General features: G+C 45.9%; 22 protein-coding genes and 1 other annotated feature. Of the genes, 4 read left to right on the top strand and 18 right to left on the bottom strand.

Annotated elements, in window-relative coordinates; translation table 11 throughout:
- Positions 1-225 precede the first annotated feature (225 nt).
- From A5878_RS02405 to A5878_RS02350, 10 genes are all read right to left on the bottom strand, one after another.
- Positions 226-900 carry an HAD family phosphatase gene (locus A5878_RS02405; RefSeq protein ID WP_086294493.1) on the bottom strand — a complete coding sequence of 225 codons (675 nt, stop codon included), beginning with the start codon at positions 898-900 and terminating at the stop codon, positions 226-228.
- Positions 901-946: 46 nt separating this feature from the next.
- Complete coding sequence (gene proC, locus A5878_RS02400; RefSeq protein ID WP_086294492.1) at positions 947-1747, bottom strand: pyrroline-5-carboxylate reductase; 801 nt, start codon at positions 1745-1747, stop codon at positions 947-949.
- 61 nt (positions 1748-1808) lie between these two features.
- Positions 1809-2510 (bottom strand): GntR family transcriptional regulator, encoded by a 702-nt coding sequence (locus tag A5878_RS02395; RefSeq protein ID WP_005232219.1) that lies wholly within the window; start codon positions 2508-2510, stop codon positions 1809-1811.
- Positions 2511-2551: 41 nt separating this feature from the next.
- The gene (locus tag A5878_RS02390) at positions 2552-4990 is read right to left on the bottom strand and encodes a DNA translocase FtsK (RefSeq protein ID WP_086294491.1); all 2439 of its coding nucleotides are present in this window, start codon (positions 4988-4990) and stop codon (positions 2552-2554) included.
- 130 nt (positions 4991-5120) lie between these two features.
- Positions 5121-5558, bottom strand: a complete 438-nt coding sequence (locus A5878_RS02385) for a PIN domain-containing protein (RefSeq protein ID WP_086294490.1) — start codon at positions 5556-5558, stop codon at positions 5121-5123.
- A 7-nt stretch (positions 5559-5565) separates the two neighbouring features.
- Positions 5566-5883 (bottom strand): hypothetical protein, encoded by a 318-nt coding sequence (locus A5878_RS02380; RefSeq protein ID WP_015508880.1) that lies wholly within the window; start codon positions 5881-5883, stop codon positions 5566-5568.
- Positions 5884-6058: 175 nt separating this feature from the next.
- Complete coding sequence (locus A5878_RS02375) at positions 6059-6862, bottom strand: amino acid ABC transporter substrate-binding protein (RefSeq protein ID WP_086294489.1); 804 nt, start codon at positions 6860-6862, stop codon at positions 6059-6061.
- A gap of 13 nt (positions 6863-6875) precedes the next feature.
- Complete coding sequence (locus tag A5878_RS02370) at positions 6876-7508, bottom strand: amino acid ABC transporter ATP-binding protein (protein ID WP_086294488.1); 633 nt, start codon at positions 7506-7508, stop codon at positions 6876-6878.
- A gap of 12 nt (positions 7509-7520) precedes the next feature.
- Complete coding sequence (locus A5878_RS02365; RefSeq protein ID WP_010748717.1) at positions 7521-8165, bottom strand: amino acid ABC transporter permease; 645 nt, start codon at positions 8163-8165, stop codon at positions 7521-7523.
- A 309-nt stretch (positions 8166-8474) separates the two neighbouring features.
- Positions 8475-8709 (bottom strand) — a binding site (T-box leader).
- Between the two features lie 126 nt (positions 8710-8835).
- Entirely contained in the window at positions 8836-9990 is a 1155-nt protein-coding gene (locus tag A5878_RS02350) for a cobalamin-independent methionine synthase II family protein (protein ID WP_179190613.1), read from the bottom strand.
- Positions 9991-10116: 126 nt separating this feature from the next.
- On the opposite strand from A5878_RS02350, the gene A5878_RS02345 reads away from it, so the two are divergent.
- Positions 10117-11037, top strand: coding sequence for a LysR family transcriptional regulator (locus A5878_RS02345; protein WP_005227268.1), 921 nt, complete (start codon positions 10117-10119; stop codon positions 11035-11037).
- A 129-nt stretch (positions 11038-11166) separates the two neighbouring features.
- Here the strand turns inward: A5878_RS02345 and A5878_RS02340 are convergent, their stop codons facing one another.
- The 5 genes from A5878_RS02340 to A5878_RS02320 form a co-directional block, all read right to left on the bottom strand.
- Complete coding sequence (locus tag A5878_RS02340) at positions 11167-13533, bottom strand: phosphoketolase (protein ID WP_086294486.1); 2367 nt, start codon at positions 13531-13533, stop codon at positions 11167-11169.
- Positions 13534-13730: 197 nt separating this feature from the next.
- Positions 13731-15155, bottom strand: coding sequence for an L-arabinose isomerase (gene araA, locus A5878_RS02335; RefSeq protein WP_086294485.1), 1425 nt, complete (start codon positions 15153-15155; stop codon positions 13731-13733).
- 19 nt (positions 15156-15174) lie between these two features.
- The gene (locus A5878_RS02330) at positions 15175-15870 is read right to left on the bottom strand and encodes an L-ribulose-5-phosphate 4-epimerase (protein WP_010748713.1); all 696 of its coding nucleotides are present in this window, start codon (positions 15868-15870) and stop codon (positions 15175-15177) included.
- 19 nt (positions 15871-15889) lie between these two features.
- Positions 15890-17485, bottom strand: coding sequence for a xylulokinase (locus A5878_RS02325; protein WP_086294484.1), 1596 nt, complete (start codon positions 17483-17485; stop codon positions 15890-15892).
- 4 nt (positions 17486-17489) lie between these two features.
- Complete coding sequence (locus A5878_RS02320; RefSeq protein WP_081091733.1) at positions 17490-18596, bottom strand: GntR family transcriptional regulator; 1107 nt, start codon at positions 18594-18596, stop codon at positions 17490-17492.
- A 148-nt stretch (positions 18597-18744) separates the two neighbouring features.
- Here A5878_RS02320 and A5878_RS02315 point away from each other — a divergent pair, with 148 nt between their 5' ends.
- From A5878_RS02315 to A5878_RS02305, 3 genes are all read left to right on the top strand, one after another.
- Positions 18745-19611 carry an SHOCT domain-containing protein gene (locus A5878_RS02315; RefSeq protein ID WP_074934402.1) on the top strand — a complete coding sequence of 289 codons (867 nt, stop codon included), beginning with the start codon at positions 18745-18747 and terminating at the stop codon, positions 19609-19611.
- A gap of 205 nt (positions 19612-19816) precedes the next feature.
- Complete coding sequence (locus tag A5878_RS02310) at positions 19817-20647, top strand: helix-turn-helix domain-containing protein (RefSeq protein ID WP_086294483.1); 831 nt, start codon at positions 19817-19819, stop codon at positions 20645-20647.
- A gap of 107 nt (positions 20648-20754) precedes the next feature.
- Positions 20755-21864 (top strand): ABC transporter ATP-binding protein, encoded by a 1110-nt coding sequence (locus A5878_RS02305; protein ID WP_005227260.1) that lies wholly within the window; start codon positions 20755-20757, stop codon positions 21862-21864.
- A 510-nt stretch (positions 21865-22374) separates the two neighbouring features.
- On the opposite strand, the gene A5878_RS02295 is transcribed toward A5878_RS02305, so the two are convergent.
- From A5878_RS02295 to mmsA, 3 genes are read right to left on the bottom strand one after another with little or no spacing between them, the layout of a single operon-like run.
- Positions 22375-22710 (bottom strand): PTS sugar transporter subunit IIB, encoded by a 336-nt coding sequence (locus tag A5878_RS02295; RefSeq protein WP_086294481.1) that lies wholly within the window; start codon positions 22708-22710, stop codon positions 22375-22377.
- A 12-nt stretch (positions 22711-22722) separates the two neighbouring features.
- Positions 22723-23919 (bottom strand): multiple monosaccharide ABC transporter permease, encoded by a 1197-nt coding sequence (mmsB, locus tag A5878_RS02290; protein ID WP_005227258.1) that lies wholly within the window; start codon positions 23917-23919, stop codon positions 22723-22725.
- A gap of 1 nt (position 23920) precedes the next feature.
- Positions 23921-25450, bottom strand: a complete 1530-nt coding sequence (gene mmsA / locus A5878_RS02285) for a multiple monosaccharide ABC transporter ATP-binding protein (RefSeq protein WP_005231476.1) — start codon at positions 25448-25450, stop codon at positions 23921-23923.
- Positions 25451-25586 lie beyond the last annotated feature (136 nt).

Here is a 25586-nt window from a genome sequence, read left to right as displayed (position 1 = left end):
ACGGCTAGGATCGACCAAGAAAAGTCCTTTTGACAAATGGACGTTTTTGTCAAAATGAAACCCCTTTACTTTTTGTTTTTTTTCGCTTATTGTTAAACTTTCTTTAACTTTACCATGATGGCGAAAAACACACCACTCATATCCTTTGTTCTGTTTTTTTACAGGCCTTTCCTATACAAAAAAAGCTTCCTTTTTCTGCAATGAAAAAGGAAGCTTTTTTAGGTATTATTTCAGTTGATCCTTTGCCAATAACTCATACACATACTTCAATGAGGTAGCTTCGCCATATAATTGAAGATCTGCTTTTTCCTCTGGGGAATAGACTTGATCAAAGCTTTGATCGGGAATCAGCACGACATCGATGCCCGCACGTGTCGCGGCTGTTGCTCCCACAAGAGAATCTTCCATGACTAAAGCTTTTTCCGCTGCGACTTGCGCTTTTTCTAAAGTCAGCAAGTAAGGTGCTGGATCAGGTTTATGGGCGGAAACGTCATCGCCAAAGGTCTGATAGTCAAAGGCCTGCAACAAATCGAAATGCGCCAACAATTCAGAGGCTCTTTTTTTCATCGTCGAGGTGGCTAGTGCCGTTTGGAAGCCTTTCTCACGAGCCAAGGCGATGGTTTCTTTCGCATAGGGTTTAGTTTTGAAGGTGCCATCAGTTATTTGCTGGGCAATATAGACTTCCCGTTCTGCTCGTAATTCCTTCACCCGCTGCTGACCGCCTACGAGGTCGGCTAATTTAGTGGCAGTCTGTTGCCAGCTTTGACCACGCCAACCAAAAATATCAGCGGCTGTAATCGGAAGCTCATACTTTTTAAATAGCGCCAACCACCCATCAAAATAGACTCTTTCAGTATCGACTAACAATCCATCAAAATCAAAAATCAAAAGTTCTTTCATAAACGCTCCTTCGTTTTGCTAAGATTTTTTCCTCACTCACTGGGGATCAAGACATCTTCCGACTTTTGTCAGCAGCTGCTTGCACTGCTTTGATGACAGCCGCACGAAAGCCATTTTCTTCTAAGGTTTTAACTGCTTGGATCGTTGTGCCCCCTGGCGAGCTGACACGATCCTTTAAGACGCCTGGGTGTTCCTTCGTCTCTAGTACCATCTTCGCTGCGCCTAATACCGCTTGAGCAGCAAATTCATACGCCATCGGCCGCGGCATTCCTTCTGCCACTGCTCCATCTGCCAAAGCTTCAATGAACAAATACGTGTAGGCTGGTGAAGAACCGCTGACACCAATGACTGCATCGATCATGCTTTCTGGTACTTGCTCGGCTTTGCCTAGGCTTTCAAAAAGCTGTTTGACTTCGTTGGCTTCGGCTTCCGTCACTTGACCGTTGGGACTGATAGAAGACATGCCTTCGCCAACAAGTGCGGGGGTATTTGGCATGACCCGCACGATTTTGTGCGCACCAATGATTTCTTCCATTTGCGCGATTGTCACACCCGCGGCAATGGATACTAGCAAATGCTCCTTGGTCAAGCCGTCTTTTAAATCAGCAAGTAAGCGGGGAAAGACAAAAGGTTTAACTGCTAAGACGAGGATCTCCGCTTTTTCGGTGACATCTGCTAGCTTAGTTGTCCCAGTGATCCCGGTTTCTTTTTCTAATTGTGCCAAAGTCGGCTCGTAGCGATGGTTATAAACCAAGATCTCTGCTGGTTCATACAGGTTTGCTGCAATCAAGCCGTTGATGATGGCTTTTGCCATGTTACCGGCTCCTAAAAAGGCGATTTTTCTCATAGTTTTCACGCTCCACTTCTGATTTTGGTACCACTTTTTGCTAAAAAAGCCTAATCAATGACTAGGCTTCAAACTCGATCATATACGGATGCAAGGCGGTGTTATAGATCCCTTCTGTATATTCTACCACTTCTCCTTGTAGATCATACGAATAACGGGTTCGTTTCAAGGCAGCGACCTCTGGCGTGATCATAAACTTCTGTTGCTCTTCGGTCAAGGTCGTTGCCACGAACGCATCTTGAAAGCGATCGATGATCATTCGATGTTCATCCAATAGGCGATACAATGATTTTTCTTCAAAGACCTCGATGGAGGTACCCTTTAGCTGCTTTGGCAAATGGTACTCATAGTAAATAAAGGGTTGGTGGTCAAAATAATACATGCGACGTAAACGCATGACTTCTTTGCCCATCAAAGAATACGCGGGGTGCTCAGGCGCAAGTTCGACTAATTCATAGCTGAGGTTTTTCTTCGTGTATTCCTTGCCAGTCTTTTCAAGCAATTGGCTAAACGTCGTGCCTTTTGACAGCTTGTTATAAGGGCGATTGCTTAAAACCGTCGTCCCACGTCCGCTGCGTTTTTCCACATACTCATCTGCCGCTAACAATTCGATGGCTTTGCGGACAGTGATCTTGCTGACATTGAAGGTGGCTTCCAATTCTGTTTCCGTCGGTAAAAATGAACCAATCGGGTAGCGACCCGACATGATGTCTTCTTTGAGCTTATCGGCAACATCACGGTAAAGAATGTGTTTGCGTTTCATTGCTATCTCGCCTTTCTCTCATTGGATTGGTCTTTTTCTCCTTATTCATCAAAGGTAGGAATGTCTTCTGGTTGCGGCTCGATCAAGACTTTCCGCGGCTTGCTGCCTTCAGAAGGGCCAACGACGCCTTGATCTTCTAATTCATCCACTAACCGAGCCGCTCGGTTATAGCCGATGCGAAAACGTCGCTGCAAGAGAGAAACGCTGGCGGTCTGCATTTCCACCACAAGGGCTTTGGCATCTTCGAATAGCTCATCTTGCGGTTGTCCGCTGCTGCCAGCACTCGTTTCTTCCTCAGTGACCATCATTTTTTCTTCATAATTGGCTTCTTGCTGATCGGTCACGAATTCAACCACTCGTTCGACTTCTTGGTCGGAGATAAAGGCCCCTTGGACCCGAATCGGTTTGTTCTCACCCATCGGCAGATACAGCATATCGCCGCGTCCCAGCAGTTTTTCGGCTCCGTTCCCATCAATGATGGTCCGCGAATCGACACCGCTGGAAACCGCAAAGGCCATCCGTGATGGAACATTGGCTTTGATGATCCCTGTAATGACATCCACACTTGGTCGTTGCGTTGCTAGGATCATATGGATACCTGCTGCCCGTGCCATTTGCGCCAAACGAATGATGGCATCTTCGACTTCGTTGCTGGCAACCATCATCAAGTCGGCTAACTCATCGACGATCACTACAATGAATGGCAAGATCGGACGATTTTCGCCGTCTTCTAAATTCTTATTGATCACTAAATCGTTGTAGCCAGTAATGTTTCGGACCCCAGTTGCCGCAAATTTTTCGTAGCGCTCTTCCATTTCCTTGACCACTTTTTGCAACGCTTGCGCCGCTTTGCGGGGATTGGTCACGACAGGTGTCAAGAGATGGGGAATCCCATTATAAACATTTAATTCAACCATTTTCGGGTCGATCATCATCAGTTTGACTTCATGGGGTTTTGCCCGCATCAAAATACTGGTGATGATGCCGTTGATGGCTACGGACTTCCCGCTCCCGGTCGATCCGGCAATCAAGAGATGGGGCATTTTCGTTAAGTCTGCCGTTTGGACACGGCCAGAAATATCGCGTCCTAAAGGTACTTCTAATAGTTTATCTGGATGATCCGGTTGGGCTTCGATCACTTCTCGGAATGAAACCATGCTGACTGCACTGTTTGGAACTTCGATCCCAATCAATGATTTCCCTGGGATCGGCGCTTCCATCCGTACATCTTTGGCAGCTAAGGCCAAGGCGATATCGTCGGTCAACCCGACGATTTTGCTGACTTTGACCCCTACTGCTGGTTGAACTTCGAATTTGGTTACTGCTGGTCCTAAGCTGGCTTTGACGACTTTTGCGTCAACACCGAAGCTTTGGAAGGTGGTTTCTAACACACCGATATTTTGTTCGATCTTTTTGTACTCGCTGCTTTGATCCGTTGAAGGGATCGAATCGAGTAATTGCGCTGAAGGCAATTCATAATCACGATTTTCAGCTTCTTCGGAAATCTCAAATTCCAACACTTCACCATCATCATCAAGGATCTCTCCGTCTTCATTGACCTTTTTGCTTGGTCCCGGTTTGTTTCCTGCTGGATGTGGTGCTTGAGCGGCCTCTGGTCCCGCCGCTTGCGGCAATTCCTGGAAGTGGTCGATGGGTACAAAGCTCAGCTGCTCTGGTTCAAAATCAGCTGGCGCTTGCATCTGTTGTTCTTTTGCTGATTTTTCGTCTTCTGTCATTGGTCGGACTTGATTCTTTTCTTTGATCTCCGCCATGACTGCTGCTCGTTCGGCTTCTTTTTTGGCTTCTTTCGCAGCTTGTTTCTCTGCTGCTCGTTCCGCTTTGCGGGCTTCTCGTTCGGCTTGCTTTTCTGGAGAGCCTTCTAACAACCGCTGCAGCTTGTCACCAGCTGCTTGCAGGTGCTCGACTAACTCGTGGCTGCTCATTTGGCTGAACAAGAACGCCCCAATCATCATGAGTAAAACAGCGATGATGTAACTGCCGATCTGGGAAACAAGAAAATAGGTCGCCCCATAGAGGATGGCGCCAATCATTCCGCCCCCGACATTTTGGGTCACTTGGCTGCGCCGAATATCGCCTAACAGCGTCATCCACGTCGTTTGGAAGATATTGGCTTGTTCTCCCACCACATTACTAAAGATTTGCGCATGGAGGATGATCAGTAAACCAAAATACACCAATACACAGCCAATCACTCGCCGAATACTCTTAAATCGAGCATCGGTCGTTTTGATCGCTAACCAGACACCATAAGCGGCTAGGGCAACACTCAAAAATTGGTACGTGTTTCCGCCAACGATCCGAAACCCGTTGGCAATCAAGGTTCCTAAAAAACCTAAATGGAAAAAGCCAAATATCGAAAACAAGACAAAGAGCAGGCCGACGCCGACCAGCATTAATTTCTCTTGCTGTTTTTGTTGTTTTTTTGTTTTGCGTTTCTTTGCGCGTTTTTTTTGCGCCATTTCTATCCCTCTTTTCATCTTTCCCTATTATAACGAAAAAAGAAGGCGAACAAAAGTTTTCCTGTGAGAAATTTTGGTTAGCTGTTGGAATTTAAGAAAAAAAGAGGATGTCTGCCAGATATAGCAGTGATCATCCTCTTTCTAGCTGGTCAACAAATTCAGCGACTGTATAGACAATCAGTCCCGATGATTCAAAATCAGCTGTATTGGTCGTTACTAGACTGTCGATTTGATTTCGCTTCGCACAAGCTGCTAAAACAGCATCCTCAAAATCTGTCATTGTTGAATCAAGCGCCTGAAGGCAATCTGCTTCCGTAACTGTTAAGACGGTATGCACTTGGATCAGTTTTTTGACTTCCCTCCGAGCATCGACTCCTGCTGCTCCATCGAGAATATAGAAAAGATCCGTTAAGGTACTTGCCGTAATCACGCCCTCGCAAAGTCCATAAATGGAACTGTTGTATATCTGTTTGATGGCTTCTTGATGGCTTTTAGACCCTCTTCCTAATAAATAGTCAAGGATCACATTGGTGTCAATCACGACTCGTTTGGCTTTGTATTTGGTCATGCTTATTTTATTCTCCCAGATATTTTTTCCTACGCCGTTCGTTTCTTACTTTTTTGATGTCCACAACGTCAGGTGTTTCAAATGAATCTGCTAAAATGCCTTGCAAAGAATCGACTAAACGAAGTTTCTCCTCTGGGGACAACGCTCCTACTGACTGCTTTTCTGTAATAACTAACTGTTTTTTGCCATTGACTTCTTCTGCCAGTTCCATTTCTAGTTCAGAACCTACCTGGAGATCCAATTTCCGAATCATTTTCTTAGACAAGCGAACCCCCTGTCCGTTGCCCCACTTAATCAAATGAGCGGTCTCTTTATAATGTTCCACTCGGCTCCCCCCTCTTTATCGGATTTTCCTTACTACCTATCATTATAACATGAGCACGCCTATGTATACACAAGTATATACTTCAATCGTTCCTTCTTTCCTTAAATACGCAAAAGAAATGAATGTATAAAAAAACACCAACTGCTAAGCAGCCAGTGCCTCTTGTTGACTTGTTTTAGTTTGGTGTGACGTCTTCGCCAAACCACTTTTCAGAGATTTCAGCAAAGGTGCCATTGTCTTGCAATTCTTTCAAGCCATCATTGATTTTATCTGCCATGGCTTGATCGTCTTTACGCACACCTACAGCAAAATCTTCTGCTTCAAAGGGGCTTTCGATTTCGTTGAAGTCATCGGTTTTGCCTGTTTGAGTCAAATAATATTCTGCGTAGACGCGGTCGATCAAAAGACCGTCGATCCGACCGTTTTCTAGATCGATAAAGGCTTCATTAAAGCTGGCATACAAGGTTGCGTCATTGCCGTCTACGAGATCCTTCAAAACTTCCGGTTGGTTGTTGAAGGTCTCATAACCAGAAGAACCTTCTTGGGCGCCTAAGACTTTGCCCTCCATATCATCAAAGCTAGTAATGCCGCTGGATTTTGCTGTGACTAAGACTTGTTTGTTTTCCATATAAGTATCTGTAAACAATACTTTTTCTTCACGAGCTGCGGTTTTGGTATACCCGTTCCAGATCATATCGATGGTGCCATTGCTTAGTTCGGTTTCTTTCATGGACCAATCGATTGGTTGAAATTTGACTTTGGTTCCTGTTAGATCCAAGATCGCTGTGGCTAAATCCACATCAAACCCAACGATGTTGCCTTGGTCGTCTTTAAAGCCCATCGGTACAAAAGTATCGTCTAGGCCGACGATCACTTCTTCTTTGTCAGCGGCACTGGTTGTGGTGTCATTGTTGCTGCCACACGCCCCTAATAAAAACACACTTGCTGTTGCGATTCCCGTCAATAGTAATTTTTTCATTTTGTTCTCCCCCTTATTCTTCTGCTACTTTTAATAATTGATCGCCGATATTTTCGGCAAAAACCAAATCATGGGTCACCACGATCTGGGTCACTCCTTCTTTTTTCAGATCCAAGATCAGCTGTTCGACTTGCTGTCTCAAGCCTGGATCTAAGGCGCTGGTAGGCTCGTCATAGGCCAACACTTTGGGATTCATCGCCATCGCTCGTGCGATAGCCACCCGTTGCCGCTGCCCCCCGGACAATTGGAAGGGATATTGGGCTAGTAGGTCACTTAATCCTAGTTTTTCTGCCAACTGTTCGGCTTTTGCTGTATACGCGGCCTTGTCTTGTTTTAGCACCATTTTTGGCGCCAAAGTGATATTTTCAAAAACTGACAAGTGCGGAAACAATTGGAAGTCTTGGAAGACGACACCGACGACTTGTTCTTGTTCTTTTGTGTCGGTGGGATCAAAGGCTTTGCCATCCAGTAAAAAGCTTCCAGAATCGATCGTTTCTAAACCAGCCAGTGTCCGAAGCAAGGTAGTTTTCCCACCACCGGAAGGACCGACCACCGCTAAGATACTGCCGTCTTCGATCGTCAAGTCTAGCTGATCGATGACTTTTTTAGCGCCAAATGACTTTGATACTTGTTTTAGTTCTAACATATGTGGTTCCTCCTAACGGTAATAGTCCAGTTTGGTCTCGATTTGTTTTAACAATAACGTAAAGACGCCTGTCATCACCAAGTAGATCAAGCCGACCCCGACTAACGGAAGCAAGGTACTGTCTCGCTCCATGGCGATTTTCCCGATTCGCATCACGTCTGACAATCCTAAGATGTAAACGAGGGATGTGTCTTTGACAAGATTGATGACTTCATTGCCGACAGATGGCAGGGTGATCTTGACGACTTGTGGGATGATGATTTTTTGGATCGTTTGGATCGGGGACAAACGCAAGACTTTCGCGGCTTCGTATTGTCCGGCTGGAATCGATTGGATCCCTCCACGGAAAATCTCGGCAAAATAAGCAGCGTAATTGATAATAAAGGCGATCAAGGCTGCTTCAAAGCGGTCAAAGACGATCCCTAAGATCGGCAGACCGTAGAATACGAAGATCAGCTGTAGCAATAAAGGCGTTCCTCGCATCAACCATACGTAGACTTGCACGATCAATTTCAAAATACGCAGGCGACTGGCTAAAACAAAGGCCAACAAGATGCCTAAGGGAATGGACCCGATTAAGGTCAGTGCGAACAATTTAACGGTGATTCCAGTTCCTGAAATCAGTTGTGGCATAACATTGACTAAATACTCAAACATGGTGACTTCCTCCTTGATAGGTTTCAATTTCGATTAGCAGCGATACAGCTTCGCGACGGTTTGCTCCGACGCTTATGTGACGCTGGGCGTTGGCTGGTGAGGGGCAACTGGCAAGTTTCATTTTTCTAAAAAAGAAAAACAAAAAAAGCGCACACTGGCATTTGCCAGAGGACGCTTGATACGTGGTTCCACCTCAATTTGCCTTTCCTTCACAGGAAAAGGCCTCGTGCAGTCCTTGTGATCCTTCCACTTTCTGTTTTCGGTGAGATGCAAAAAAAAGAGAAAAAAAACGTCCCCTAGCCATTACAGCTAAAGGACGTTATCAACGCGGTTCCACCTTTGTTTATCAGTGCTTCACAGCAACTGAACTCAGAAAGTCATCAATCAATGACTGCTGCTGTAACGGGCAAACCCGGTCTTTCCTACTTTTCTTTCGGAAAAACGACTCCAAGATGTGTTTCACAACCATGCGTTATCTCTTTGCACCAACCAGAGACTCTCTTCAAACAGCAAGCCTTGCTACTCTTCTTTTCGATGTCTGTTTCATTAAGTTGTGTCTTACTTTACTCGCTCTTAAAGAAAATGTCAAACATTTTTTCTGAAATTTTCGAAACTTTGTCGCATGCACCGGTTTCGAGGGGAAGATTCAGGGAAAAGAAGACGCAGCTGCTCAACCGAAGTACGCTTCAGCTAAGGCTTGTCCTTGCTTGATTTTTGCCCATTGCTGTTCAGTCGAAAGCTCATTGCCGCAGTCACAAGAGGCAAAGCCGCATTGATGAGAAAGATAAAGCCGCTCCTTAGGAATGATTTGGCTGGCTTTATCTAATAAAGCGATCACTCGCTCTTCATCGTCTAATGTGGCGGTTTTGCTGGATAATAAGCCTAAGACAACTTCCACTTCTGGACGGTCTTTCAGCGCTTCTAAAGCCGAAATATCACCAGCACGGTCATCGTCCCACTCTAGGAAAAAGCGGTCATAATGCTGATCACGCAAGAATTTTTCGGCGATCGCTTTGTAGGTACCGCTGGCTGCCGCGCGGCTTTGGTAATTGCCGCGGCAGTTGTGGGTCCAGACTTTTAATCCTAATTCGTGGGCGTAGTCAGCGACTTCGTTGTTAATCGCCACGAATTCATCGGCTAACGCTTCTAAGCCGTCATTGCCTTGGGTGAAGAAGCTCTTGTCATTGTCTTCGGCGAATAATTCCCATAAACAATCATCGAACTGAACGATTTCACCACCTGCTTCTCGGTATTCCTGCAAGAATTCCTTGTAGGCGTTAAGCAGCCCTTCCCGCAAGGCTTCTTTCGTTGGATACACCTGACCTTCACCAACGAGGTCGTTAAAGACAGTCAGCTCGGTAAAGGCGTGGGCAGCCCCCCAGACGGTGATTTTGACTGGCAGGTCGCCAGCTTGGCGTTTGGTTTCTTTAAACAACGTCAAGTAATGATGGTTTTTGCCAGATAATGGTTCTGTGATTCGGATGCCGATGTCTTTACGTGTCTCAAAATGTCCACCGTCCAAATCTTCAAAGGCATACCCATGATCGGAGATATAGCGCTCAACGCCTTTTAATCCCCAGAGAAAATCCAGGTGCCACATTGAGCGGCCGTGTTCGCCGTCTGTGATGACTGTGATGCCGTGTTCTTTTTGCGCTGCAATGATTTCAGCGATCGCTTTTGCTTCCGTTTCTTGGTAGCCAGGAAACGCATCATAAAACGGGTAGCGGATGTCCTCCCGATGCTCGATTTGATTTTTGTAGTCCAATAAATCTTGTGGTCGTAACAATGACCCCACAAGCTGAAATTTGTCTGTTGCCATATCCATTCCTCCTATACAAAGTTTTCAAAATTGTTAGATTTATTCTAGCAAACATCTTATACTATAGATAATACTTATAAACTTATATATTCCATAGGCAATACCTATAACAAAAAAAGGAGGTTGCATCCCATGCGTATCCAGCAGCTTGAATATTTGGAAAAAATCGTAGAAACTGGCTCTTTCAATGAAGCCGCTAAACAGCTTTTCATCAGTCAGCCCTCCCTCTCTCAAGCCATGAAAGAGTTGGAAAAAGAGTATGATCTGCAGCTGTTTTACCGCAGTAAATTAGGGGTGACCTTGACCGATGATGGCCGTTCCTTTCTCAACTATGCTCGAAATGTTTTAGACCAAGTCAATCTCTTGGACGAACGCTTTCGCAAAGACAGCCATCGCAAGCATGTTTTCAGTGTTTCCGCACAACACTATGCCTTCGTCGTCCACGCCTTCGTGGAACTGGTCAAACAGTTAGGGGAAGATGAATTTCAATTCACCTTGCGGGAGACCCAGACACAAAATGTGCTGGATGATATCCAGACGTTTAAGAGCGAATTGGGGGTCATTTATCTGAATGATTTCAACACGACGGTCCTCACCCGTTTGATCCACGAAAAAGACCTGCAATTCATTCCTTTATTTGAAGCCAAACCCCACGTCTTCATCGGCCGAGAAAATCCCCTGACTCAGAAAAAAAGCATCACATTAGCTGATTTGGAACCATATACCTATCTGTCGTACGAACAAGGGGAAACCAATTCCTTCTACTTTTCTGAAGAGATCTTAAGCACTTTACAGCGCAAAAAACACATCCGCATCAGCGATCGTGCCACGATCTTCAATTTGATGGTGGGTCTCAACGGCTATACCATCAGCTCTGGGATCATCAGCAGTGAGCTGAATGATGAAAAAATCGTTGCGATCCCTTTGGAAGTCGATGATGCGATGACACTAGGTTACCTAAAACACAAGAAAATGGAACTGAGTGAGATGGCTTTGGACTATCTCGCCTTGTTGAAGCAGCATATCAAAAACTACGGTTTCGACGTCTTTTAAAAAAAACGATCCGCAGACAGTCGGTCGGGCTACCTTAGTAAGGTGTCCCGACCCTGTTGCGGATCGTTTTGTTTCTTTTGTGCTTTTTTTGTTCTTAAACTGTCTTACGTTGGCGTTGTGGAGAATAAATCAACGCAATGGTTTCCATTCCCACTCTTCGACTTCAGCGATATCATAGCCGTTTTCTCGAATAAAGTCATGGTGATACGCAACGGTGTTTGCCATTTTTTTGGCAAAGTCCGCTGCTTTTTCTCCATAGACCCATTCGGCAGCGTCTTTGGCTAAGTGGAAGCGATCCAATTCAGAAAGGATCCGCATATCAAACGGTGTCGTGATGTCGCCATTTTCTCGGTACCCATGAATATGAAGCTGTTGGTTGCGACGGCCAAAGAAGATATCGCGAATCAGTCCTTCATACCCGTGGAAAGCAAACACGATCGGTTTGTCTTTCGTAAAGTAGGCTTCGAATGCTTCATCGCTTAACCCACGAGGATCGACTTCTGGACGACGCAATTTCAATAGATCGACCACATTGATGAAGCGGACTTTCAACTCTGGGAAGGCTTCAATCAGCAAGGAAACAGCGGCTAAAGCTTCCAAATTCGGTTCCGTCCCAGCAGCTGCGATCACAATATCGGGTTCTTGTCCTTCATCTGTCGATGCCCAGTCGATGACTTTCAAGCCATCTTTGACAAGCACTTTCGCTTCATCCGCCGAATAAAACTGCGGACGTGGGTGTTTTGAAGAGACCACTAGATTGATCTTTTCTTCAGAAGCGAGTGTTTCTGCCATGACAGCCATCAAGCTATTGGCGTCGGCTGGCAAGTAGACCCGCACAAAGTCGGCTTTTTTCTCTGCAATATGGGTCATGATCCCTGGATCTTGGTGGGTGTACCCATTATGGTCTTGTTGGAAGACCGTTGATGAAGCAATCAAATTCAATGAGGGGTACGGGTTGCGCCAGTCAAGATCATGGGCTTTTCGTAACCATTTGAAGTGCTGCGTGATCATAGAATCAACGACTCTTAGGAATGACTCGTAGCTGGCAAAGAAGCCATGACGACCCGTCAGCACATAGCCTTCCAAGAAGCCTTCTGCTTGATGCTCTGATAATTGTGAATCAATCACACGGCCCACTGAAGACAGCCATTCATCATAATCAGGATGTTTTGGCTCCAACCATTGGCGATCCGTGACTTCAAACACATGGTTCAACCGATTGGATTTGGCTTCATCTGGGCCAAAGATGCGGAAGTTGTCGGGATTTTCTTTGATGATGTCCCGGGCAAATTTCCCAAAGACCATCATATCTTGGGCAGTCGTTTCCCCTGGTGTCTCGATCGCAATGGCATGTGCTTGCCAATCTGGCAAGCGTAGCGGTTGCGGATCGATCCCCCCATTGGTGATTGGGTTGACCGCCATCCGCTGCTCTCCTTTTGGTGCCAATTCTTGAATCTCAGCTTTGATGCGGCCGTTTTCGTCAAAAAGCTCTTCTGGACGATATGACTGCAGCCAATCCGTCAAAGCATCCACGTGTTCCATATGTTTCGCATTGACAGGGATCGGTACTTGGTGGGCACGGAAGCCCCCTTCAATCGGCTCGCCATCCCAGACTTTCGGTCCAGTCCACCCTTTCGGTGTGCGAACGATCAAAACAGGCCAATGAGGCATAGCGGCTTCTTCCGCAGAACCTTTGCGGGCTTCTGCTTGGATCGCGTGGATCTGTTCAATGGCTTGATCCATTTTCTGTGCCAATTGCGGATGAACGGCTTCTGGATCGTCCCCTTCTACGAAATAAGGGGTCCAACCCATGCCTTCAAAATATTTCGTGAGATCTTGGTCACTTTTACGAGCCAAGATCGTTGGATTGGCAATTTTGGCGCCATTTAAATGCAAGATAGGCAAAATTGCGCCATCATTGACTGGATTGATAAAGGTATTTGAAAACCAGCTGCCCGCTAATGGTCCAGTTTCGGCTTCGCCATCACCGACCACTACTGCTGCAATGACATCGGGATTGTCTAAAATAGCTCCGGTAGCGTGGGCGATGGAATAGCCTAGCTCGCCGCCTTCATGGATCGAACCTGGCGTTTCAGGTGCCGCATGAGAAGCGATCCCACCTGGGAAAGAGAAGGTTTTGAATAGATGTTTCATCCCTGCTTCGTCTTGGGTGGCTTTTGGATAGATCTCGCTGTAGCTGCCGTCTAAATAAGCATTCGCAACCATGACTTGTCCGCCATGGCCTGGTCCTTCGATATAAAACATGTTTAAGTCGTACTTATTGATGACGCGATTGAGATGGGTGTAAATAAAATTTTGCCCTGCGATCGTTCCCCAGTGACCAATCGGATTCACTTTCAAATCTTTTTCTTCGATGGGGCGGCGCAATAAGGGATTGTCTTTCAAATAAATCTGACCAACGGAAAGGTAGTTGGCTGCTCGCCACCAAGCGTTCATTTTCTGATAATACTCTGGTGTATCGTAGGTTGTCTTCATTGTGCTCCTCCTTTTAGTCCATTGTTCCACTCTTACATAAAAGTCTATGCCCCCTATATTTAAAAGTCAATTTTGCTGATTGCTGGTGCTTTCAGGGGTCTGCTTATCCGCACTTTGCAGCTAGAAGGCAAGAAAGCTTAAGAAAAACGCAAAGAAACCGCCGACCATCGCCAACGGTTTCTTTTGTGATTGGGTACTTATTTGATCGTTACGTATTCTAATCCCACAAGCTTCGCCCATGTTTCGATCTGATCAGAATTTAGGACAAGTGAGACAACGGTGTGATGGCCACCGCCTGTTTCGATCCACTGTTTGACGCCATCGTGGAAGTTTGGTTTTGGTGTCCACATTACTCGTGCAACCGGTAGTTTTGGTGCTTCTTCAGTTGGCTCAAAGGCATCGACTTCATTGATCAGTAATTTGTAGTGGGTGCCAAAGTCGGCCATCGAAACCACAACACCTTCGCCGCCTTGGCCGTCAAAGACAAGTCGGGCTGGGTCTTCACGATCCCCCATCGACAATGGCGAAACCACGATTTTTGGTTTGTTGGCTGCTAATACTGGATCGACTTCCATCATGTGGGATTGCAAGATGGCTTCTTTTCCTGGTGTCAGCTCATAGGTATAGTCTTCCATAAAGCCAGTCGCTTTATTGTGGGCCATGATTTTCATCAAGCGGTCAATAGCGGCGGTTTTCCAGTCCCCTTCACCAGCAAACCCATAGCCTTCTGCCATCAAACGTTGTACAGCTAAACCAGGCAACTGCTGCATACCATATAGGTCTTCAAAGTTCGTGGTAAATGCCGTATAGCCGCCTGCTTCAAGGAAGCGGCGCAGACCGATTTCTTGTTTGGCTTGGGCTTTGACATGACGTGCCCATTCTTCTTTGTCGTAATTGCCATAATCGAAATCATACAGCTGGCTGTATTCTTCAAAGAGTGCATCGACTTCTTCGTCAGTCACCGCATCGACGACTTGAACCAAATCGCCGATCCCAAAATAATCAACGGTCCAGCCAAATTGGATCTGTGCTTCGACTTTATCGCCTTCGGTCACCCCAACGTTACGCATGTTGTCGCCAAAACGAGCGACTTTGATTTGGAAGCTTTCATTGTAGCCGACTGCCACGTCCATCCAAGCAGCGATTTCTTTTTGGATGGCTTCATTTTTCCAATAGCCGACAACGATTTTGTTTTGCTTTTTCAAACGGGCATTGATAAATCCATATTCTCGGTCACCATGAGCCGCTTGGTTCAAGTTCATAAAGTCCATATCGATAGTTTCCCATGGAATTTGTTCATTGTATTGAGTGGCAAGGTGCAGCAATGGTTTTTGTAATAATTTCGTGCCGCGAATCCACATTTTTGCTGGTGAGAAGGTATGCATCCAGGTGATCACCCCAGCGACTTCATCCCGATAGTTGACTTCTTTCATGATTTTCGTAATCGTATCGGCAGTAACAGCGAGTTCTTGTAAAACGACTGGATAAGGCAGCTTTGAGCTGTCATTTAAGCTTTTGACCATTTCTTCTGCATGGTCCCGTACTTCTTGTAAAGCTTCTTCTCCATACAAGTGCTGTGATCCTACAACGAACCAAAATTCTTTTTTCCCGATTTCTAACATTTTACTTGCTCCTTTTTCGTTATTTTTGCCCGTAATAGGCATTTTCTCCATGTTTGCGTAAATAATGCTTGTCTAAGACCCGCTGCGGCAATTCGGGTGCGTAACTGTTCAGCTGACGCGTGATAAAATTCATCTTAGCGACTTCTTCTAAGACCACTGCGTTCATCACCGCCGCATCCGCCGTTTTGCCCCAGGTAAACGGTCCATGACCGTGAAGCAAGACACCAGGAATTTCTTCTGGCGTGATGCCGCGTTCCTTAAAGGTTTCGACGATCACCTGTCCTGTTTGTGCTTCATAGCCTTCATCGATCTCGGTTTGCGTCAAAAAGCGCGCACAGGGGACTGCTCCATAAAACGTATCGGCATGGGTCGTGCCCATCGCTGGCAGATCGAGTCCTGCCTGAGCCCAGCTCGTCGCCCAAGTAGAATGGGTATGGACGATTCCACCAATTTCTGGAAATGCTTTGTATAAAACGGCATGCGTTGGCGTATCGGAGGAAGGATTTTTCGCTCCTTCCACTACGTTGCCCTCAAAATCACAAACCACCATATCACTGGCTTGCATGGTTTCATAGTCAACACCGCTAGGTTTGATGACAAACAATTGCTGTTGGCGATCCACTGCTGACACATTGCCCCAGGTGTATTTGATCAATCCTTGCTTAGGCAATGCCAAATTGGCCTGAAAGACTTCTTCTTTTAATCCTTCTAACACAAAATTCCCTTCTTTCTTTTTAAATCAACGCATCGATTGCCGCTTGCTCGATCGGCAACCCTGCTTGGTAACGTTGGGTAAAGACGGTGAACCCCTGAATGTCGGCTTCTGTCGGGGCTAAGGTCACGCCGTGGTCACTTTTAAACACTTGATCTGCTAAGAATGCTGCCAAGGATTGTTCTGGCGTATGACAGCGAAGGTACGCTGCTAAAAGGGCGATCCCCCAGGCGCCACCTTCACCAGCCGTTTCCATGACCGTAACTGGGGCTTCCATGACAGCTGCCAAGACACGCTGGGCAACTTCTGGTGTTTTGAAGATCCCACCGTGACCAACGATTCGATCAATGGCGACGTCTTCGGCTTCCAGAATCTTCATCCCGATCTTCATCGCACCAAAGGCACTAAACAGATGTAAGCGCATGAAATTTGCTAAAGTAAAAGAACTCTCTGGCGATCGGACGAAAAGCGGCCGTCCTTCAGGGATCTTAGTGATATTTTCACCAGAATAATAGCCATAAGAGAGCATCCCACCACAGTCTGAATCCCCTTTCAATGCTTCGTTGAACAAGGTCGCAAACAATTCTTCCGTGGAAAGTTTCATTCCAGCTGCGTCGGCAAATTCGCGGAAAAGTTTGACCCAGGCATTGATCTCCGAGGTACAGTTATTCGTATGGACCATCCCCACCAAATCACCAGAAGGCGTCGTGACCAAATCGATCTCTGGATACACTTGCGTTAAGGGTTCTTCTAAGACGATCATGGCAAAAGCCGACGTCCCGGCTGAAACATTCCCGCTTCGCTGTGCCACACTATTCGTGGCAACCATGCCAGTGCCCGCATCGCCTTCTGGCGGACATAACGGGATGCCAGCTTGCAAAGTACCAGTTGGGTCGAGTTTTTTTGCCCCTTCTGCCGTCAATGTGCCGGCTGGTTCGCCTGCTGTCAACACTTGCGGCAAAAGGTCTTTGATCTGCCAAGGATACCCCTGACTGCTGATTTGTGCATCAAATTGCTGCAGCATATTCGCATCATAGTTTTTTGTCGTACTGTCGATTGGGAACATCCCTGATGCATCGCCGATTCCGATAACTTTTTCCCCTGTCAGCTGCCAATGGACGTAGCCGGCTAAGGTAGTGAAAAAAGCAACCTCTGGGACGTGGGCTTCTTGATTCAAAATCGCTTGATACAAATGCGCGATACTCCAACGCTGCGGGATGTTGTATTGGAACAATGCCGTCAAGGCTTTTTCTGCTTCTTCCGTGATCGCATTGCGCCATGTCCGAAAAGGTACCAACAGCGTGCCTTGCTGATCAAAAGCCATATAGCCGTGCATCATTGCAGAAAAACCGATACTGCCGATCGTCGTCAAAGGTACCTCGAATTGCTGTTGGATGTTGTGCGCCAACTCTTGGTAGCTGGCTTGCAGTCCTTGCCAAATCGCCTCTAGTGAGTAGGTCCAAATCCCTTGCTCCAATTGATTTTCCCATTCAAAGCTACCTGAAGCGATCGTCTGAAACTGCTCATCGATCAAGACAGCTTTGATCCGTGTCGAGCCTAGCTCGATCCCAAGAGACGTGCGCCCGTCAATAATTGCTTGCCTTACTTGTTGCGTCATCTTCTTATTCTCCTTTTTGGTTATTGACTGAACCGCGAACGATCAGCTCCGGTTCAAAATAAAAGCGTTGCGCTTCTGTTGCCTTACCTGTAGTGATCCATTCTGCCGCCAATTCCCCCATCGCTTCTTTCGGGTGAGTCAGTGTGGTGATCGTCGGTGTGGACAAGGTGCTAAGAGGCGAGTCATCGTTACCCACGATCGAAAAATCAGTAGGAACGTTCTTCCCAGCAGCCGTCAATGCTTGAATCAAGCGATGCGCGATCTCATCGTTGTAACAAACGATGCCTGTGACTTGATTATCGGCAGCCGTCAAGCGCTGGATCGCTTGTTCAATAACGGCTTCTTTCGTCTCGGTCGTATACGTCAAGACGTCTTCTGCTGCAAACGTCCGCTTGGCTTGGGTCAAGGCTTTGACAAACCCTTTCATCCGATATTTCCCTTGTAAGTCATCGATTTTCGTGATCATCATTAACTGCTGATGCTGTTGTTCTAATAAATAATTGGTTGCTAAAAAACCAGAACGTGTATCGTTGACACAAATATGCGGCAAGTCTAGTTCTTCATAATAGGCATTGATCATGACGAGAGGAATCCCGGCTTCTTGGAGGGCGACATAATAAGCAAGATTTGGGTTGTACTGGCTGCTCTTCGTTGGCTCAACGATCAACCCGTCTACCCCTTGATCCATCATTTGCTGCAAGCACGCTCTTTCTTGCTCATGGTCATTGTTGGTTGAGCCTAAAAGCAGTGAATAGCCTTGCTCCCGCAATGTCTGCTCTACGCCGCGCATGATCGAAGGGAAAATATAATCAGACAAATAGGTCATGATGATCCCAATCGTTTTGCGGTTTTTATGATTGACAGTCTCAGGTTTTGAAACGTAGGTGCCTGAGCCCCGTTCTTTTCTTAAATAGCCTTCATTGACCAAAACAGCGATCGCTTGGCGTACCGTGTGACGGCTATAATGAAATTCTTCCTGTAAGGTTGCTTCTGAAGGGATCGCATCGCCTTCTTGATAGGTGCCTAAGCGGATCTTCTCTCTTAAGATATCCGCAAGTTGTTCGTACTTATTCGCCATTTTAATCCCATCTTTCAAAAGTTGTCCGTACATCTAAGATACCAAGAAACCGCTTCCGTGTCAATTGCTGCTATGGTTTTTTTTCTAAAAAAACTAACGAAAAGAAGGTAAATGATAAATTCCCCTTATTTTCATCAGAATAAAACGAATAAAAACACTATTTGTTGTATAATTGAATAAAATGTTGCTTATTACGTTTAAGGAGGTAAGTATTTTGACGAGAACACCTAATGAAACCTACGAGGAACCCATTATTTTGTATTCAAAAAAATATCGAGAAAATCGCAGACATGATGCCAGCTGTCGTTGGCTCATTACGAAAAAAGGCGTCTGGATAAACAACACCCATCCAAAAATCCCAGATGAAAAGATCCCCATGGCAAAAATTGCCGATGTGGAATTACATATAGGCAAAGGTCTCTTAGTGGACTACCTCCGACTGCAGGTACCAGGTAATTCTCAATTGCTCTATTTCACCAATCGAATCGATGCCCAAAAAGCCTATGAGTTTTTAACGGATCATTTGGCAGCACTTGGTGGGCAATCAGCCAAAAGTTACGTGGATGAAGAGGCTGGAAAAATCAAATTACTTTCCTATCATTATCGTGATGCTTGGGTCATTTCAGAAGATACCCTTACAATCATCGATTACAAGAAGAAAGCGAAACAGGTTCTGCAGATTCCCCAAATTACCAGTGTCAATTTGAAAGAAGTTGCTGAATCAGGTCTTTGGAAAGGCAATGGCTTTTTAGAATTGTATATTGGCGGCGGAGCGATCAGAGAAACCCATTCCTTCAGACGAATGGAACCGAATCACTCCCTTTGCTTTGCCGAAAAAGACCTGGTGATTGCTCGGATCATACAGCGCTACCTCACCAACTTCCCTCGGGAGCGGTCGGTCCCGTTAACGAACCCATCGCCGCCGCCAGCTGCGAAGCCGACGGAAGCGCTCATTGCTGAACTACGCGAACTAAAAGTGCTGGTCGACGAAGGAATTTTGACTGAAGAAGAATTTGCATTCAAGAAAAAACAACTGTTAGGATTATAGAAGCAATCGCTTCGGAGAAAAAAGCCGCCCTCCTGCCATGAGAAGGCAGAGCTTTCGGTGAAGGGCTGTGCTTTTTTCCTGGGAAAATTTTGAACGGTTTTTTTAGAACATGCTATACTAAATGAAGAATACGTAGAGTATCTCAAAGGAGGTCTTTCTCATTTTTTCTTTTAATGACATCAAAGCACGTTTCCCCCAGGCAACGTTGCATGACAAAGTTGCCACAACGAAGGATATCGAATCCATCGCCTTCGGCAAAAAATATATTTGGCTGCCAACTGACCAATTAAGTGACAATGAAAAATTGCTGATCCAACTGGGAAACGGCTCTTTGCAACCAGAAATCGATAGCCGAAACCATCCATGGTATCCGATTTTATTTGAACATCAGCCCGTTCAAGAGCCAGAGTGGATTCGCCTGCTGCAAGTTCATTTCACCCGAACCATCGACTCTTTGCAATCCGAATGGCTCGCAGAGATTCAGCAAATGCTCCCTAGCGTGGTGGATCTTTTTTTCCTCACCGAAGACCATGCAGTGATCGTAGAAAAACAAGATGGTGCCAATTTGCCCATCGAAGATCTCGACGGCTTATTCGTCGCTTTGGATATGGATTTCGACTGCTATTCCCAGCTGTTCGTCGGCCCCTTCCATCATCCGCGCCACGATTTCACTGCCTTATGGGCAAGTGAGTCTAGCCTGTTCAAAAATGAGTTAAAAACGAAAACCACCAGTAAAAGTATGGATCTGCCCAAAGTGGTCTTCTCTCTTTTTCGCAACGGCTTTTCCGAGTATATTTCCTTGTTTCGTACCTTATATCTAGATTGGTTTGGAGAAGAGACCGAAACGATCATTCAATCCCTGTGGCGCAATCAAGGCAATGCAAGCTCCACAGCCAAAGAACTGTTCATGCATCGGAATTCTCTCCTATATAAGATCGATAAGTTTCAAACACTGACGCGCTTAAATTTAAAAAATATGGATGATCTGCTGCTTTGCTATTTATTGATCGATCAGTTCACCCATCAGAGCAATTAAACAACATGCACAAGAAAACGTTTTTTTCTTGTGCATGTTTCCGTTGCACCTTCGAAGCGTTTTCATTTATGATGTTCATGTAAACTAAATGGAAAGAGGTAATCCCAATGGTAGAAATGGCCTTAAAAAATATCCACAAAAAATATGATAATAATGATGCGTATTCGGTAACTGATTTTAATTTAGATATCGCAGATCGCGAATTCATCGTTTTCGTTGGACCTTCTGGTTGCGGAAAATCAACAACGCTTCGAATGATCGCTGGTTTAGAAGATATTTCTGAAGGCGAATTGAGCATCGGTGGAAAAGTAATGAACGATGTGGCACCAAAAGACCGCGACATCGCGATGGTTTTCCAGAACTACGCATTGTATCCCCATATGACTGTTTTCAACAACATGGCATTTGGTTTGAAATTGCGTAAATACGACAAAGAGGAAATTAAAAAACGGGTAGAAAATGCCGCTGAGATCCTAGGATTGACAGAATACTTAGATCGTAAACCTGCTGCCCTTTCAGGTGGTCAGCGTCAACGGGTTGCCCTAGGCCGTGCCATCGTCCGTGATGCCAAAGTCTTCTTGATGGATGAGCCGTTGTCAAACTTAGATGCGAAATTGCGGGTTGCCATGCGTGCGGAAATCGCAAAATTACACCAACGTTTAGAAACAACGACGATCTATGTAACCCATGACCAAACAGAAGCGATGACCATGGCTGACCGGATCGTTATCATGAAAGATGGCTTCATTCAACAAATCGGTTCACCAAAAGAAGTCTACAACACACCGAAAAACATTTTCGTTGCCGGCTTTATCGGTTCACCAGCAATGAACTTCTTCAATGTTACGTTGAAAAACGGTATGATCTCTGATGGACAAAGCTTGAACTTACGTATTCCTGAAGGCAAGAACAAGATTCTTGTGGAAAAAGGGTACGAAGGCAAACAATTAGTCTTTGGTATTCGTCCAGAAGATATTCACAGTGAACAAATCGCATTGGAAGCTTCTCCTGAAGCAACTGTACGTGCCGAAGTAGTCGTATCTGAATTATTAGGTGCAGAAACGATGCTTTATACACGCGTAGGTGCGACTGAATTTATCTCGAAAGTTGATGCTCGTGACTTCCACCGTCCAGGTGAAACAGTTGATTTGGCTTTCAACATCAACAAAGCACACTTCTTCGACAAAGATTCAGAAAATGTCATCACACTTCCTTAATTTGTAGTTACCATGCACTGTTCTCGGATTTGCCCCCTAGGCAGTCGCATTTAACTAATATCCACTTTTATTCCTTATTTGTATCCCCTAAAAACAGACAGTCAGCAGACTGTCTGTTTTTGGGTTTCGTTGTGTTTCCTACGAAACGCTTAGTTACGAACGAGAAACCAGAAGCGGTGTAATGCTCATTTCCCCCCTTCTACCGCCCACAGCCTCGATGCTTTAAGTACGTGAAACACTCGCCCATCACTTACCTTTAGACAGCATACGCGTGGTGTCAGCTTCGTCCTCTTCCCCCTCAACTTCTCTTTTGTTTGTCTATGATGCGATGTCCTAAACACGAGAAAACGAACCAACGGGCTTGCCACGCATTGCTGCTTAAGAGGGGCTTTCTTGGCTAGTGTAGGCAGAAAAGCACCACAAAAAGAGTAGTGCTTGTGGGGGATGACAAGCACTACTCTGGGGAGCCTATTCACCTGCTGACCACCTAGCTTTTTGCCAAGCTGCTGGTTAGCGATCGTTTTGCAAGAGGGTCAGGCTGTCTGCAAGGACAGCTTCGCCATCTAACAACTCGTAATCTGTTTCTTTGATCAATTTATAAGGTACCGATTTGACCATGAGAAAGTCTTTCAATCGATTGACTTCGTACTTCGACTGCGGACCGATCAGCAAGGCATCGACAGTCTGCTGCTGCAGGATCTGTTCAGCAATGATGGCTGGTGCCGAATAGATATGCACGGCTAATCCTTTTTCATCTGCAGCCCGCTGCATGTTTTTCACTAAGAGACCTGTAGTGATACCTGCGGTACAAATCAATAAAATCGTCTTTTGTGCTTGTTCCTCCATAAACAGGCCCTCCTACGATATTTTCTTTTTCTTATTGTAAATATCCAACACGACGGCCAGCAGCAAAATCAACCCTTTGATGGCTTGCTGCCAATCGACACCGACTCCTAAGATCGACATCCCATTGTTTAAGACACCCATCACGAGCCCACCAACGATCGCACCCATCACAGTACCAATACCGCCTGAGGTGGAAGCACCGCCGAAATACACTGCGGCCATTGCATCTAATTCCATTGACGTTCCTGCTTGCGGGGTGGCTGCGTTCAACCGAGCGGCTAAAACCAAGCCCGCCAAAGCTGCCATCATCCCCATGTTCACGAAGACCCAGAAGGTGATTTTCTTCGTCTTGATCCCAGAAAGTTCCGCTGCTTTTTTGTTGCCGCCTGTTGCATAGATTTGACGACCAGCAACGGTTTTGTTAGTCAAAAAGCCATAAGCAGCCACGATCACCCCTAAGACGATCAAAATGATCGGATACCCTTGATAAGAGGCAAAGATATAGGTAGCGCCGAGAAATACGACCGCAGTAAAGACGGCTTTAAAGGCAAAGGCTGCCATTGATTCCACTTCAAAAAGATTTTTTTTGCGACGCTCACGGGTCCGCCATTGGCCTAAAATCAGGATGCCCGTGATCACTACACCTAAAATCATGGAAAGTAAATGGATCTGACCGCCTGCAATATCTGGCAAATACCCAGTAGAAATTTGTTGGAATGCCTTGGGAAACGGCGCCAATGATTGACCCCCTAAGACGACTTGGGTCAGTCCTCGAAACATCAGTAAACCAGACAAGGTCACGATAAATGCTGGGATACCGACATACGCGACCCAGAACCCTTGCCAGGCACCGATCACTGCGCCCATCAGTAAGCAAAGAGGCACTGCCAGCCAAGGACTGATGCCGTTATTGACCATTAAGACGCCTGCAATCGCACCGACAAACGCCATCACGGACCCTACGGATAAATCAACGTGTCCTAACAAGACGACCAAGAGCATACCAGCTGCCAAAACGAGAATATGACTGTTTTGCAACACGAGGTTGGTGATATTCAGCGGCCGCCAGAAAATCCCGTCGGTCATGAGCTGAAAGGCCACCAGCAGCACTGCTAAGATAATGATCATACTGTATTTGCTAAAGATTTCCAGTGCCTTTTCTTTCAGCGAATGGCTGCGTTCTTTTTTTAATTTATTGGTTGTTTCCATCTCAAACCCCACTCTCTTCTAATGTCATTAGATTCATCAATCGTTCTTGATCCGCCTCTTCCCGCAGGACCTCGCCAGTGAAGCGGCCTTCGTTCATCGTATAGATTCGGTCACACATGCCTAATAGTTCTGGCAGCTCCGAGGAGATGATGCAAATGGCTTTGCCAGCTGCTGCCATCTCTTCGATGATCGTATAGATTTCGTATTTCGCCCCGACATCGATCCCACGGGTCGGTTCATCTAAAAATAAGATGTCTGGTGTGGTCATCAGCCATTTTGCCAAAACGACTTTTTGCTGATTCCCGCCGCTCAAGCTGCCGACGTTTTGATAGATCGAATTGGTTTTCGTCCGCATTTTTTTGCGGAATTCTTCAGCCATCGTGACTTCTTTTTCTTTATCGATGACCCCTTGGCGGCTGATTTTGGCAAGACTAGCAATGGTGGTATTCTCGCGAATATCCATCAGCAGATTCAAGCCCAGCGCTTTTCGATCTTCCGACACATAGGCTAACCCATTTTTGATGGCGGTTGGCACGTCTTTGACAGAAATCGGTTGGCCGTCTTTATAGACTTCCCCCGAAATCGAACTGCCGTAGGAATGACCGAAGACACTCATGGCAAACTCTGTCCGTCCCGCACCCATCAAACCGGCGATGCCGATGATCTCTCCTTTGCGGATCATCAAGTTCAAATTCTCATTCACCACACGGGTATGGTCGATTGGATGATGGACCGTCCAATTTTTGACTTCAAAAAACGGTTCACCAATAGTGGGGTTCCGCTCTGGGTAGCGATTGGTCAAATCTCGCCCAACCATGCCGCGAATGATGCGCTCTTCAGAGATTTCGGCACCACTCAGCGTCTCGATCGTTTGCCCGTCTCGTAAAATCGTGATGCGATCCGCCACATTGACGATTTCATTCAACTTGTGGGAGATGATGATCGAGGTGATTCCTTGGTTGCGAAACTCTTTGATCAGCTCTAACAGATTGGCGCTTTCTTCTTCATTCAACGCCGCGGTTGGCTCATCTAAAATCAACAATCGGACGGATTTTGAAAATGCTTTGGCAATTTCCACCAGCTGTTGATGCCCGACACCGATTTGTGAAACCAGCGTATTCGGGTCTAATTTCAAGCCAACGATCTTTAAGAGGTTGTCTGTTTTCTTTTCGGTCAGATCCCAATCAATGATGCCGTGTTTGGCTTGTTCGTTTCCTAGAAAGATATTTTCTTTGATCGACAGGTAAGGACTTAATGCTAACTCTTGATGAATAATAACGATTCCTTTGTCCTCACTGTCCCGCAAATCTTTGAACTTGCATAACTCCCCTTCATAATAGATCTCTCCGTCATAGCTGCCGTAAGGATAGAGTCCGCTTAAGACATTCATCAGCGTGGACTTGCCAGCGCCATTTTCTCCACACAGTGCGTGGATCTCTCCTCGCTCGATCGAGAGGTTGACGTTATCAAGGGCGCGAACCCCTGAAAACTCTTTGACGATGCCTTTCATCATCAAAATATTATCTGCCATGTTCTTTCACCCTTTTCCTTTTTATGTAAAAGTGGTGCGCTGCCTTTGTAAGAAAAGCGGAAAGAACGAATAGTGGGGATAATTCGTTCTTCCCTACTGCTTTCGGGGAAACCATGTATCTTTTCTCGCTGGATCA

Origin of the sequence: Enterococcus sp. 3G6_DIV0642 (assembly GCF_002140635.1) — a bacterium.
Classification (GTDB): domain Bacteria; phylum Bacillota; class Bacilli; order Lactobacillales; family Enterococcaceae; genus Enterococcus_D; species Enterococcus_D casseliflavus.
Note: the sequence above shows the minus strand (reverse complement) of the source record. Positions and strands in the feature narration are given on the sequence as shown.

Excerpts from the sequence above, each read along its gene's own strand:
- A5878_RS02405 (WP_086294493.1), bottom strand. The coding sequence starts at position 900 with ATGAAAGAACTTTTGATTTTTGATTTTGATGGATTGTTAGTCGATACT.
- proC (WP_086294492.1), bottom strand. The coding sequence starts at position 1,747 with ATGAGAAAAATCGCCTTTTTAGGAGCCGGTAACATGGCAAAAGCCATC.
- A5878_RS02395 (WP_005232219.1), bottom strand. The coding sequence starts at position 2,510 with ATGAAACGCAAACACATTCTTTACCGTGATGTTGCCGATAAGCTCAAA.
- A5878_RS02390 (WP_086294491.1), bottom strand. The coding sequence starts at position 4,990 with ATGGCGCAAAAAAAACGCGCAAAGAAACGCAAAACAAAAAAACAACAA.
- A5878_RS02385 (WP_086294490.1), bottom strand. The coding sequence starts at position 5,558 with ATGACCAAATACAAAGCCAAACGAGTCGTGATTGACACCAATGTGATC.
- A5878_RS02375 (WP_086294489.1), bottom strand. The coding sequence starts at position 6,862 with ATGAAAAAATTACTATTGACGGGAATCGCAACAGCAAGTGTGTTTTTA.
- A5878_RS02370 (WP_086294488.1), bottom strand. The coding sequence starts at position 7,508 with ATGTTAGAACTAAAACAAGTATCAAAGTCATTTGGCGCTAAAAAAGTC.
- A5878_RS02365 (WP_010748717.1), bottom strand. The coding sequence starts at position 8,165 with ATGTTTGAGTATTTAGTCAATGTTATGCCACAACTGATTTCAGGAACT.
- A5878_RS02350 (WP_179190613.1), bottom strand. The coding sequence starts at position 9,990 with ATGGATATGGCAACAGACAAATTTCAGCTTGTGGGGTCATTGTTACGA.
- A5878_RS02345 (WP_005227268.1), top strand. The coding sequence starts at position 10,117 with ATGCGTATCCAGCAGCTTGAATATTTGGAAAAAATCGTAGAAACTGGC.
- A5878_RS02340 (WP_086294486.1), bottom strand. The coding sequence starts at position 13,533 with ATGAAGACAACCTACGATACACCAGAGTATTATCAGAAAATGAACGCT.
- araA (WP_086294485.1), bottom strand. The coding sequence starts at position 15,155 with ATGTTAGAAATCGGGAAAAAAGAATTTTGGTTCGTTGTAGGATCACAG.
- A5878_RS02325 (WP_086294484.1), bottom strand. The coding sequence starts at position 17,485 with ATGACGCAACAAGTAAGGCAAGCAATTATTGACGGGCGCACGTCTCTT.
- A5878_RS02320 (WP_081091733.1), bottom strand. The coding sequence starts at position 18,596 with ATGTACGGACAACTTTTGAAAGATGGGATTAAAATGGCGAATAAGTAC.
- A5878_RS02315 (WP_074934402.1), top strand. The coding sequence starts at position 18,745 with ATGTTGCTTATTACGTTTAAGGAGGTAAGTATTTTGACGAGAACACCT.
- A5878_RS02305 (WP_005227260.1), top strand. The coding sequence starts at position 20,755 with ATGGTAGAAATGGCCTTAAAAAATATCCACAAAAAATATGATAATAAT.
- A5878_RS02295 (WP_086294481.1), bottom strand. The coding sequence starts at position 22,710 with ATGGAGGAACAAGCACAAAAGACGATTTTATTGATTTGTACCGCAGGT.
- mmsB (WP_005227258.1), bottom strand. The coding sequence starts at position 23,919 with ATGGAAACAACCAATAAATTAAAAAAAGAACGCAGCCATTCGCTGAAA.
- mmsA (WP_005231476.1), bottom strand. The coding sequence starts at position 25,450 with ATGGCAGATAATATTTTGATGATGAAAGGCATCGTCAAAGAGTTTTCA.